Annotated in this window: 3 protein-coding genes and 1 pseudogene; all 4 read left to right on the top strand. The window is 48.1% G+C overall.

Features of this window, described 5'->3' with window-relative positions:
- Positions 1-229 precede the first annotated feature (229 nt).
- The 4 genes and pseudogenes from B8880_RS02570 to B8880_RS02560 all read left to right on the top strand — a co-directional run bounded on the left by B8880_RS02570 (position 230) and on the right by B8880_RS02560 (position 13,288).
- Positions 230-2,044 carry a ShlB/FhaC/HecB family hemolysin secretion/activation protein gene (locus B8880_RS02570; RefSeq protein ID WP_084255851.1) on the top strand — a complete coding sequence of 605 codons (1,815 nt, stop codon included), beginning with the start codon at positions 230-232 and terminating at the stop codon, positions 2,042-2,044.
- 70 nt (positions 2,045-2,114) lie between these two features.
- A pseudogene (locus B8880_RS14820) lies at positions 2,115-3,341 on the top strand (two-partner secretion domain-containing protein); the annotation flags it as partial.
- Positions 3,327-13,058: a hemagglutinin repeat-containing protein gene (locus B8880_RS02565; RefSeq protein ID WP_482811874.1), complete on the top strand. Its 9,732-nt coding sequence runs from the start codon at positions 3,327-3,329 to the stop codon at positions 13,056-13,058. The pseudogene B8880_RS14820 and the gene B8880_RS02565, both read left to right, overlap by 15 nt.
- On the top strand, positions 13,055-13,288 hold the full coding sequence (locus B8880_RS02560) for a hypothetical protein (RefSeq protein WP_084255849.1): 234 nt from the start codon (positions 13,055-13,057) through the stop codon (positions 13,286-13,288). The genes B8880_RS02565 and B8880_RS02560 overlap by 4 nt, the downstream gene beginning before the upstream one ends.
- Positions 13,289-13,358 lie beyond the last annotated feature (70 nt).

The following is a 13,358-nucleotide window of genomic DNA, read 5'->3' as shown; positions in this document are numbered from 1 at the left end:
GGTTGCTTTTCGTCCCTGAAAACGCATCTGCTGTGTTAAAAAGCCTCGCAAGATGTGCAATCTTACTGCGTTTTTTGCCTTGCATTTACATTTTCAGGAACAAAAATCCCCTCATAAACAAATTGTCAGGAAGCCCTGGCATGAGCACTTACTGAGTTTTACATCTAGGAAAATACGTCAAATAACGTTATACTCCATAAGATTTTTTTATTGCCTGGTTAGGAATATCATGTCATTCTCTTCTAAGTTATCTTTTATTGGATTTAATCTAATTTTATCAATAACCAATATACTGGTTACAGTAAATGCAGCAACCCCCGCTGCACCCAGCGCAGATGATCTGGCGTTTGATGCCCAGCAGTTACAGCGTCAACAGGAGCAAACGCAAGCGGTTCAGCGGCAACAAATCAATCATCCGGATGTGCGATTCCAAACCGATATCGAAACCTCTCAAGAACGTCCTCTATTAATTCCCGAAGCCCAATGCCTCACCATTTCCGAACTTTACCTGACTGACCTCGATCTTACCCAAACTGACATGACTGCATACGCTTCAAAAGGTGTGCGACCGCCGAGAAGCCAATTTGATTGGGCGCTGGATGCGGTGTATCAAGCACGGGATTTTTCCCTGCCGCATTGTGTCGGCGGTGAAGGCATCGGCATTTTGATTAAACGGATTCAGAATGCGATTATCGCAAAAGGCTTTGTCACCACGCGGGTGTTGGTACAGCCGCAGGATTTGCGGAGCGGGAAGCTGATTCTCACCGTTATTCCCGGCAAGGTCGGGCAAATTCAATTACGGGATAATAGCGACTCCCCTAAGGCGACGTTGGCCACGGTGTGGTTTGCGTTGCCGACGAAAAGCGGGGCGTTATTGAATATCCGCGATATCGAACAGGGCTTGGAAAACCTGAAGCGCCCGCCGCATGCCGATGCCAATATCCAAATCGTACCGGCGCAAGGGGATGGCGCCCAGCCGGGTGAAAGTGATTTGCAGCTTGATTTTCAACAGCGCTTTCCTTACCGCTTGTCTTTATCGTTGGACGATAGCGGCAGTAAAGTGACCGGACGGTTGCAAGGCACGGCGACGGTGTCGATTGAAAATATGTTGTCGTTAAACGACCTGTTTTACGCCTCCCTTACACACAGTTTCAAACGTGGTAGCGATGATGACGGTGCGCGCGGCAGCAAAAATACCAGCCTGTATTACGGTGTGCCGTGGAAAAATTGGCTGTTGAGTCTGTCCGGTTCGCAATATGATTATCACCAAACGGTGTTTGGCCCGTTCACCAATTATGAATATGCCGGCAAAAGCACCAATCTGAATGCCAACCTTGCCCGGACGTTATATCGCGACGGCAGCCGCAAAACGAGCGCAACCGTTGGGGTGTGGCATCGCCGCACGGCGAACTTTTTTGATCGGTCGGAAATTGATTCGCAACGCCGCCGCATGGCAGGCTGGCAAATCGGCTTGAATCATCGCGAATATCTCGGCAGTGCGACCTTAGATTTCTCCTTCAACTATAAACGCGGTACCGGCGCCAACCGTTCGTTATCGGCGCCGGAAGAGGCGTATGGCGAAGGCACCTCGCGCCCGAAAATGATTAATGCCGAGGTCAGCTTCAAGCAACCGTTCAAACTGGGCGAGCAGCCGTGGCAATGGAGTACCAGTTGGCGCGGACAATGGAACAAAACCCCGCTTGTTCCGCAAGACCGCTTGAGTATCGGCGGGCGTTACACGGTGCGCGGTTTTGACGGCGAATTGACCTTAAGCGGTGATCGCGGCTGGTTATGGCGCAACGAATTGGCGTGGAATGTGATGGCAAGCGGACATGAGCTGTACCTTGCCATCGACAAAGGTGTGGTGCGCGGGCGCAGTACGGCAAAGCTTCTCGGTCGTCATCTGGTCGGCGGGGCGGTCGGTTTGCGCGGCAATCTGTGGGGCTTGGATTATGCGTATTTTATCGGTACGCCTATTCATAAGCCGCAAGGTTTCCGTACCAGCCATGTAACCACCGGATTTAGTCTGAGTTATCAGTTTTAATCCGAGTAGCCAGAGTAAAAAAGAAGACAGTAGTAAAAGAAGAAAACAGTAAACGTAAAAGGAACACCCGATGAACAAGCATCTTTACCGCCTGATTTTCAGCAAAAGCCAACAACGTTTGGTTGTGGTCTCTGAAATAGCAACCCGCGAGGGCAAAGCCAAAGGCGAGGGCGGACAGAGCGTTGCGGAGGGGATGAGCCGTTTTACGTTAGGCAAAGGTTGGCAGCTAAGTGCGGTCAATCTTGGTTTGGTTACTGCCTTGGGCTTTTTGTTGGTGACTACCGCTGCGGCCAATGAACTGCAAATCCACGCCGATCAAAGTGCTGCGAAAAACCAGCAGGCGATTATTTTGCAAACGGCGAACGGTTTGCCGCAAGTCAATATCCAAACCCCGAATGATAAAGGCTTGTCGCACAATAAATACCAACAGTTCGATGTCGATAGCAAAGGCGTGATTCTCAACAACAGCCGTACCGAGGTGCAAACCGAGCAAGGCGGGTGGGTGCAGGGCAATCCCTATCTGGCGCGCGGCGAAGCCAAAGTGATTTTGAATGAAGTCAATTCCAACAACCCCAGCCAACTGAAAGGCTATGTCGAAGTGGCGGGCAAACGTGCCGAGGTGATTATCGCCAACCCGTCCGGCATTCACTGCGAAGGTTGCGGCACGATTAACGCCGGACGTACTACCTTGACCACGGGCAAAGTGGAACTGGAAAACGGAATGGTGAAAGGCTATCACGTCGAACAGGGCAAAGTGACCGTCTCCGGGCGTGGCATGGACACCAGCCGTTCCGATTACACCGATATCATTGCGCGTGAAACCGAAATCAATGCCGGGATCTGGGCGAAAGAACTGAAAGTTACCACCGGCAAAAACACGGTGTCGGCGGACAATCAAGCGGTACAAGTGATCCATAAAAGCAAACAAAACGGCACGGAACAGCCAACACAAGACGTGCGCTACGCGGTGGACGTATCGGAATTGGGTGGGATGTATGCCGGTAAAATTCATCTGGTCGGTACCGAAGACGGCTTAGGGGTTCGCAATGCCGGGCATATCGGTGCTACCCAAGGCCATGTGCAGATTGACTCGAAGGGGCAGATTGTCAATAGCGGTTTTGTCGGCGCACAGCAAGACGTCAAAGTCACCGCAAAACAAGCGCTTGAAAACCACAGCACGGTTTATGCGCAGCAGGGCGATGTACAATTACAAAGCCAAACCCAAGGTATCAAACAACATGGCAGCGTGATTGCCAAAGGCGATTCACAAGGTAAGGGCAAAGTGCGGTTGCAGGCAAAAGGCAAGATAGCCCAGCAAGGCGAAACCTTAGCCGAAAGTGATATCACCTACCAAGCAAAACAGATTGAAACTGAAAAAACCGCTGTGCTTGCCGCCGGCGTGCGTTTCGAGCAAACCGAAAACGGTGAACGAAAAATTCTGAATGCCGCGAGTGAAAACGGTAAAAACCTGAGCTTAACCGCCGAGCAAAGTGCGGTGGTGCAGGGGCAGAATTTGGCGTCGGGACAGATTAGCGTACAAGCCGAAAAGATTGATTTAAATAATAGCCAAACCAGCGCCAACCGGTTACAAGTCGAGGCGCGCAGTGGGGCGATTACTGCGGACAACAGCGTTATCCGTAGTGAAACCAGCGCCGAATTCCGCACCCCGACCGCACTTTCCACCCAAGGGGCGAACCTGAATGCACAAACGTTATTGTTGACGGCTGACCGTGCCGATAATCGCGGCGGCGTCTGGAACCAGCGTAGCGAACAAGCCCTGAGCCTGAATTTTGACGGCGGATTAAACAATCAAGCCGGACAAATCGGCAGTGTCGGCGACATCATACTGAATACTTCACGGCTGGATAATCGACAAGGGGTATTGAGTGGCAGTGGCAACTTGAGCATCAATACCCGTCAAGGCGAGTTGAATAATCGCGACGGACGCATTGGCGCCAACCGTCAACTGCAACTTGACAGCGGCGTGTTGGATAATCAAGGCGGCTTGATCCAAAGCGGTGCAAGTGCGGTGATCAACACCCACGGGCAACAACTGGATAACCGTAACACTCTCAACAACGAACGTAATCAAGGTATTGTCAGCCTTGCTACCCTTGAGATTTGGTCGGGTTCATTCGACAACCGACAAGGTTATTTGGCTGCGCAAGGTTCGCAGCAACTCAATTTGCTCGGTGACTTGGATAACCGCCAAGGTGAAATCATTGCGTTGGGTGATGTGACATTGCAGGCGAAAAACTGGGAAAACAGTCATGGTAAGTTGGGCAGCAATGGCGCATTAACCGTTAATCTCAGCGCTGATTTGCGCGGAGAAAACAGCCGGATCACTGCACAGCAGGATCTCACCCTCAGCGCGAAAACTGTTCGGCAAAGCAACCAATCGCTGCTGCACAGCAACCGCACGTTGCAATTGAATGCCCAATCACTGAGTTCGACTGAAAATAGTGAAATCAGTGGTCAACAACTGGCAATCCGTATCGACGGCGAGGTAGATAATGAGCAAAGCCGTCTATTGGCGGAACAGGCACTGAACATTGCCAGCTTGGCACTAAACAACACGCAAGGGGTGATTGCTTCATTGCAAGGCGACATGACACTGAATACGCAACGGCAGCAACTGAATAATCAGCGCGGGCAAGTTCAGGCTAAAAAGACGATTTCGTTACAAACCGGTCTTTTGCATAACCAACAAGGCTTAATCCAAAGCGGTTCCGATATGCGGATTGAAACCGATAATCAACGATTGAACAATAGCAATACTCTGACAAATGAGGCAACCGGCGGTATTATCAGCCTAGGAAAACTGACCATCCGCAGCGCCGATCTGGGCAACCAAGCCGGTTTTATTGCCAGTGTTGACGAGCAAACCCTTCAAGCAAACCAATTGAATAATACCGAGGGTGTGATTCGCAGTGACGGCAGTCAACGCACGCAATTAAGCGGTGGTTTCATCAATACCGCCGGCCGTTTACAGGCAGGACAAAACTTACAGTTGCACAGCCTGGGGCTGGATAACACAGCCGGTCTGATTCGCAGCCGGCAAAATGTTAGGTTGGATACCCAAAACCAAGCGTTGATCAATGACGACACCCTGAATACAGCGGGTTCGAAAGGGATTATCGCTTTTGGCGGACTGGCGATCGAAAGTACGGTATTGAGCAATCAACGCGGTTATATTGCCAGCCAAAATGCACAGAGGATCAATGCCGGCGAGTTGGCTAATCAACAAGGTGTCATTCAGACAAATGATAACCTGCAACTCAATGTTAACGGGCAAGTGAATAATGCCGTCGGACGTATGCTAAGCGAGCGGGCATTGACGGTGCAAAGCGGGGAATTGAATAACCGTAGTGGCTTGCTGCAAGGCAAGCAACAGCTGACAATCGACACCCAAAGCCGTAACCTCGACAACAGCCAAACCCTTAACAGTGAGTTGAGCCAAGGTCTCGTAACATTGGGTGAATTAAGCCTGAACACCGCCAAATTACTCAATCAACAAGGTGCTATTATCAGCGCACAGCAGCAGATTCGTGCGACAGACTTACAAAATGAGCAAGGCTTGGTTCAGGCAAATGCCGCACAGAAACTCACCGTTAGCGGTGAGTTGGATAACCGACAAGGGCAAATTCGCGCGGCAAAAAGCGATATTCACGCACAAACCTTGGACAACAATGCCGGCAGAGTGTCCGCCAACCAACAATTGACTATCAAGGTAAATGACGCATTGCTCAACGTTACCGGGCAGTTGGTCAGCGGTGAAGAAAACCACATACAAGCCGATAAGCTGAATAACCGGCAAGGCACTATCGGTTCGCAAAATGCCGGTGTCACCCTCACCGTTCATGGCGAACTCAATAATCAGCAAGGTCATGTGATGGCGAACCGGGATGCCGTGCTCACCTCACAACAACTGGATAACCGTCAAGGTTCGATTAACAGTTTGGCGAATATTCAAATTGACACCCGGCAACAGACCTTGAGCAACCAACAAGGCAAAATCGTAGCGGGTCAAAGTGTAGCGTTGCTAAGCGGTGAACTGTTTAATCAAAATGGTCTGATCAGCGGACAACGTGCGGTCAGTATTGATACCCAAGGTCAAGCGCTAGATAACCGTGACAGCAAAGGTCGCGGTATTGTGAGTAGCGGCGATGTGAGCTTGCGAAACCTGTCGAATCTGGATAACCGGCAAGGCGATTTAACCGCCGGTAAGGCACTGCAATTGCATGCGCAACAGATTGATAACCGTGATGATGGCTTGTTGTTAGGGGTGGATAATTTACATATTGATAGTAATACATTGGATAACCGTAGCGGCGTGATCCAAACGATACGACATGCGGTTATCGTGGCGACGGCGACTATCAATAACAGTAAAAACAGCGACAACGGCTCGCTGATTCAATCCGGTGGCGAACTGCAAATGACCACTTCCGCCTTGGACAATAGCCAAACCAAAGCGCCGACGAGTGAACCGACGCAAGGTTTAGTGGCAAATACTCTCCGCCTTAAGAGTGATAGTGTGAATAACCAATCAGGCGGTATTTACACCACTGCCGAACTCGACGGCCAAATCCGACAAACGTTGGACAACCGTCAGGGGGAAATACTGTCACTGGGTAGATTGGCACTACAAGGCGCCGAACTGGCACTGAATAATCAGGACGGCAAACTGGAAAGCGGTCGTCAGTTGAAGCTGGATTTGGATCGTTTTCTCGACGAAGGCAGTATTAAAACCCAAGGTGATGCCGACATCAGTCTGAAACAGGATTTAACCTTAACAAAAGCCTTTCAGGTGGACGGCAGCCTTAACCTAAGCACCCAAGGCAATTTCTACAACCGCACTCAGTTGATCACAGGCAATGGCTTGAGTGTACAGGCACAGCACATCGACAACCCGTTTGGTAGTGAACTAAGTTCGCAAAACACGCAAATCAATGCCAGCAGTCTGACTAACCGTGGTTTGATTGACGGCACTCGCAATGTGATCAAAACCGGTCAGCTGGAAAACCTCGGCACAGGGCGTATCTACGGCGACCATCTGGCGATTCAGGCGGATAACCTGCGCAACGATCAGGAAACCGTCAACGGCGAAACCAAATCCGCAACGATTGCCGCACGGGAACGGTTGGATTTGGGGGTTGGAACATTGACCAACCATGATCATGCCTTGATTTTCAGCTTGGGTGATTTAGCCATTGGCGGTCAGCTTGATGCTGACAACCATGCAACGGGCAGAGCCAATTTTATCGACAACGGCAGTGCCACGATCGAAGCTTTGGGGAACGGAGCGATCAATACGGCAAGATTGTGGAATCATGATTTGCATTTGAGTACAGGTATTGATGAAACGAATGAACAGATTGAAGAGGTTGCATTAGCAAAATCCAGCCACCGATATCGCCGCTATGTCGAAGGTGAGTTTAATTGGAGTGGTGAAAATGCTTGGTTTAGATTTTATGATGGAAGCCAACCAACCATTTACCAAAAGGAATGGTATGGTTGGCGTTATAATCGGAAAACCGAAACTACTCGATTAGATCATCAGGATCCTGGCAAGATTTTATTTGGTGGTAATTTATCATTACAAGGTAACGAGCTACATAATCAATTTAGTAAGTTATTGATTGGCGGTGTATTAACGCTAGATGAGCAGGTATTTACAAAAAATGAAGAAAATGTATCCCTTTCATCAGGAAATACATTTTTAAATAATGAAGATTTAAAAAAATTCATTAATATCACAGATAAAGGGCAATCTCTGTTTTGGCAACATTATAAAAATTGGAGGGGGAAACACGGTCATCGCGATGTACATCATAAAGATTATATGTTTAGTCATGACACCCAAGAATTGCGTTTTAATATTACAGATAACAGTATCGGCAACTTACAAGTTGTGACCGCCAATAGCAGTAATCAACAGATTACTTCGGCTCCAGAAAATGAAAAAGCAACGTTAACCGGTGTCAATGTTGGATTATCGCTATCAACAGTGCAGGCGGCCAATGCCAATAATGAAACTGTGGTTGCCGCTCTCAATACTTTTAATGCTAATGCAGTGAAAGAATTAAATGGAGCCGAAACCAGTGTCATATCAGTGCAAAATCGCACTCCGGATATTGTCGGAGTATCACCCAACCAAATGGGAAGTACTTCAACATTAACGATTAAAACCTACTCTCCAATTCTCATGTTACCACAGGCGAGTTTATATAAAATCAATCCGGCCACAAACAGCCATGTTTTGGTTGAAACCGATCCGCAATTTGCCAACCGTCGTCAATGGCTCAGTTCTGATTATATGTTTGATGCCTTGCGCAGTGATCATAACAGCATGCATAAACGTTTGGGGGATGGTTTTTATGAGCAACGTTTGATTAATGAACAGATTAATCAATTGACCGGACGCCGTTTCTTAGACAATTACCAATCAGATTATGAGCAATACAAAGCCTTGATGGATAACGGTGTTAAATATGCGGCACAATTTGGCTTGATTCCGGGCGTAGCGCTGAGTGAAGCGCAAATGAAAGAGCTGACAACCGATATGGTTTGGTTGGTCAATCGTGAAGTGCGCTTGGCGGATGGCAGTGTGACCACGGTATTGGCACCGCAGGTATATATTGTGGCGCGGGATAGCGATGTGACTGCACGCGGGGCAGTGATTTCAGCCAACCGGATTATTGCCAATACCAGCGGTGATATTGAAAACAGCGGTGTTATTGCCGGACGCCAGTTGACTGCACTTTCCGGGGAGAATATTCGCAATCTAGGCGGTACATTACAAAGTGAGCAGTTACTGCTGGAGGCACAGCAGGAGCTGACAAACCTCGGTGGCAGTTGGTTGGCGGATAAAAAACTGTCGGCACAGGCAAAAAGTATCCGGATTGAAAGCACGTTGTCTGAAACCGAAGACACCGGCGAGTTTTATAAAAAAGGCTTGAATCAACTCGCCAAAGTGCGGTTGAACAACCGTGACGGCGAACTGATTTTCCGCAGCCAAGATGATATTACCATTAAAGGCGCAACCTTTGATATTGCCGGTAAAACGATGATTAATGCCGGCAATCAACTGAATTTAGGGACGCTAACTACCGAGAATAAGGAACAATATAATTTTAATAATGATAATTACTATCGCCTGCATCAAACGGCAGAAGTCGGTAATCAGTTGAATTTTAATGGTGACACTATATTGACCGGGGAAAATGAGGTTGTTATTCGTGGTAATCAGATTCACGGCGACGGAAAACTGCTTGTTACTTCAAAGGGTAATATCCGTGTTGAGGAAGCTCGCCAAACCGAGCAACTCTCCTCTGCGTCTAAAACCAGCAGCAAGGGGTTGTTGAGTAAAACCACTGAAATCAGAAAACACGATCACGATTATGATTTGGCAGTCGGCTCACAAATTGATGCGAAAGAGATATTGGTTCAGTCCCAACAAGGTGATGTCAGGATTATTGGCAGTGATGTTGTTGCTGAAGAGACGATGTTGATTCAGGGGAAAAATGTGTCGATTGTCGAAGCGGAAAATCGAATGAAGGAGGAGAATTTCAGCCGAACGACGAAAAAAGGAATCATGAGCAGCGGAGGATTTGGCTTTACGATTGGTTCGCGCCAAACCACCTTAGAAACGGATAACCGTAAATATTATTCTCGCGGTAGCCAGGTCGGCAGTTTGAATGGCGATATGTTGGTGGTTGCCGAAAAGGACTACTTGCAACGCGGCAGTGCCGTGACCTCGCTTGCTGGTGACACTCAGGTTCAAGCCAAACGGATTGATATTACCGCCGCTGATGATCGATATGAAACCGATCAAAAATATACCTTTGAACAAAAAGGCTTGACAGTGGCCGTGAATGTGCCGGCGTTACAAGCCGTACAAAGTGCGGTAGAAACGGTGAAAAATATCGGCAGCAGCAAGAATGATCGTATTAATGCAATGGGGGCTGCCAATGCGGCTTGGGACAGTTATAAAGCCGGTAAGGATTTGAAAGCATTAGGGGAAGGGCTGGCAAATGGTGATATGTCAGCACAAAATGTCAGTGTCTCCATCACCTATGGCGAACAGAAAAATATTAATCAAACCCATACAGAAGGCAATACCGCCAATAGCAGTAAGCTGCATGCCGGCGGCAAAGCGTTGCTGATGACAACGGGAGAAAAAGACACCTCGCATATTAACATCAAAGGCTCGGATGTCGCCGGACTTAAGGGAACGGCGCTGCAAACGGCTGGTAAAATTGCTATAACGGCTGCTGAGCAAAATCATCAAGAACGGAGCAAAAACAGTTCGCAAGGTTGGAATGCGGGCGTTGCCGTCAGCTATGGTAGTGATGGCTTTGCTTTTGGCGTGACAGCCGGAGGCAACTTAGGCAGAGGTTACGGCAATGGCGATGAGCGCACGTGGATCAACAGCCATGTTGGTTTGCAAGAGAGCAACACGACGATAATCAGCGGCGGTGATACGCATATTGTCGGTGGTGTGGTGCGTGGCAAAGGGATACATACTGACATTGGCGGCGATTTAACGATTGCCAGTGTACAAGACAGCTTGCAGTATACAGGCAAGCAACAAAATATCGGCGGTCAAATCACGGTAGGCTACGGTGTATCAGGTTCGGCGAGTTATAACCAATCGAAGATGAATGCGGATTATGCCAGCGTGCAAGAACAATCCGGACTGTTTGCCGGTGATGACGGCTACCAAGTGACAGTGAAAGGACATACTGAGTTAAGCGGTGGCTTACTGACTTCAACGGCACAGGCAGAGTCAGAGGGCAAAAACCGTTTCCGTACAGGCACAATAGATTATCGAGATATTGAAAACCATGCCAATTACAGCGGAAGTACGCTTGGGGTGAGTGGCGGTTTCAGTGTTGGTGGCGGCGAGAGTGCGCAAGAAATAGGCGGTATGACGTTAGCGTCGCAGGGTCAAAATTATGCTCAGAAAGAGGGCGATCCGAATAGCGGTAAAGGCAAAACCGAAGTCAGTATGGGAATCGGTTTTGGTTCAGACAGCAGCAGTGCCAGCGGTGTCACTCGAAGTGGTATCAACACCCGCAATATTGAGATAATAGACAGTGTTGCACAGCAAGCCCGTACGGGCAAAAGTGCAGAAACGGTATTGAGCGGTCTGCAGACGGATATCACCACGGAAAGTGCGTTAGCACGCTCAGGCAGGGTGAGCAATCAATTTGATAAAGACGCCTTGCAAAAAGAGCTGGATATTCAACGGGCGACGACGGAAGGTTTTGGTAAAACGGCGGCACAGGGCGTGGCTTATACCGCCGAAAAACTGGGTGATGTCAACGCCTATGAACTGACGGAAGGGGTTAAAGCGCAAGCAGAGCAAGCGCTCAAACACGAAACTGACCCGAGCAAACGAGCAACGTTGGAAGATAAGATTGCACAGGCAGATGCCTATCTGGAACAGAACCAAGCGAATTACGCCTTATGGAAAGAGGGCGGCGCAGGGCGCACCGCACTTCATGCGCTCGCAGGCGGTATGTTAACCGGCAATGTCAGCGGTGCCGTGGCGAGTGGCACAACCTCGGCAGCCGCCCCGCACTTGAATGCGTTAGGTCAAGAATTGGGTGATGTGGGCAAGGCGGTATTGGATATCGGCGCCGGTATGGCGATAGGGGCAGCAACCGGCGGCGGCACGGCTGCGTTGAGTGCAGGCGGCAATACCGATTGGTATAACCGGCAGTTGCATCCGAGTGAGTTGGATTGGATTCGGAATAATGCGGAGACCTTTGCCAAAGAACAGGGCATTAGCGTGGCAGAAGCGGAACAGCGCTTGATTGAGCGAGCGGCACAACGGGTGGATTATGCCTGGTCGAAGATGATAGACAGCCAAGATGCGGCGGCGGATAGTTTCCTGTCCTCGGCTTCGGGTATGAAAGGCGATGTGCCGTCCTCAAGTGCGGTAAGCTTTATCAACAGCGACGGCAAATCACAAAACCTGTTTAGTGCCTCAGGCGATGAATATTACTCAATAGGTAAGTATTCCGGCTTGGCGGCAGGTTATGATAAAGCCAATCAGCATGTGCTGACAGAGGCGTTAATCCCCAACATCAAAAACAACCTTATTTTTGAAAGTATAAAAGACGGCGCAAGTGCGGTGACTGATGTTGCAAGAACAGTGTTAGATTCACCGATAGAGACCACCAAAAATGTGGTGAAAACAGTTGAACATACCCTATCGGACTGTTTAAAAAATCCGACGGCTTGCGCAACAGGGAAATGGGCGACCTTTGATACATCTTCGGGCGACTTACTGAGAACGCACTACAACCAAACTGATGTTAATGCCCTATACGGCAAAGATATGCGTGCTGAAACCGCACTTGTGCCGTTGGTGAGGGGGGGAACGGTGGTGGCGGAAGTGCTGCCGGTGGTAAAAGCCGGGTCAGTTGCGGTTAAATCAGTTGATAATATGCTATCACCTTTAGCGAAAGGTGTTGATGCGAATGAAAAGTTGCCTGTTGTTGGGAAAACAGCGGATTATGATAATCAAATAAGTATCATTAAATCTGGCGAAACATTTAACGAAATAATAAATAAAGTCCCTGGACGGATAATTGATAAATATGACATTACAAATATAGGTTCTTTAGATAATAGCATTGCTGAGACATTCTCTGGTGGTAGATATGCTACTATTATTATAGATAAGGATTTACGTGCGTATAGAGCCTGGAGTCCTGGACAATCAAGAGAATTTGGTGCGTTTTGGACATTAGATAAACCATTAGGTTCACTCCAAACTAGGATCGATTCAGCCTTAAAGCCTGAATGGGGTAATGTACGAGGTACTAACTTTTATTCGCAAGCAGATAGATATACTGAAATTATAATTCCTAAAGGAGTGGTGATTCATATCGGTGAGGTTGGTTCTCAAGGAGGTGCTTGGGTTGGTGGTAAAAGCCAGTTTTTAATTAATAATGGGGCTAGCCCATCATGGAAAATAAAAGAGGAAAAATTAAAATGAGTGAATTTTATTATGCTCCAAGAGAAAAATTTAATAACTGGGAAGATTTTTTTAAATTTGAAAAGAAATTAAGTGAATGTGGTTTGTTTGAATTAACGAAAGCACCTATTGGTGTGGTGAGTTTTGGCTTTGTTAAATCATGGTATATTAATAAAGAAACTGAGGAGTTATGGTGCTTAACTGAACCTGATCCACCTTTTCCTGGTGAGTGGAAAAATGTAAGTAGGTGAGGATAATATCAAGCCAATTATTTTGTAATAAAAGTGTTCTCTATATTTTTAGAAATGGGTAATATTCCAT

It is taken from the genome of Pasteurella testudinis DSM 23072, assembly GCF_900176075.1.
Taxonomy (GTDB): domain Bacteria; phylum Pseudomonadota; class Gammaproteobacteria; order Enterobacterales; family Pasteurellaceae; genus Chelonobacter; species Chelonobacter testudinis.
Note: the sequence above shows the minus strand (reverse complement) of the source record. Positions and strands in the feature narration are given on the sequence as shown.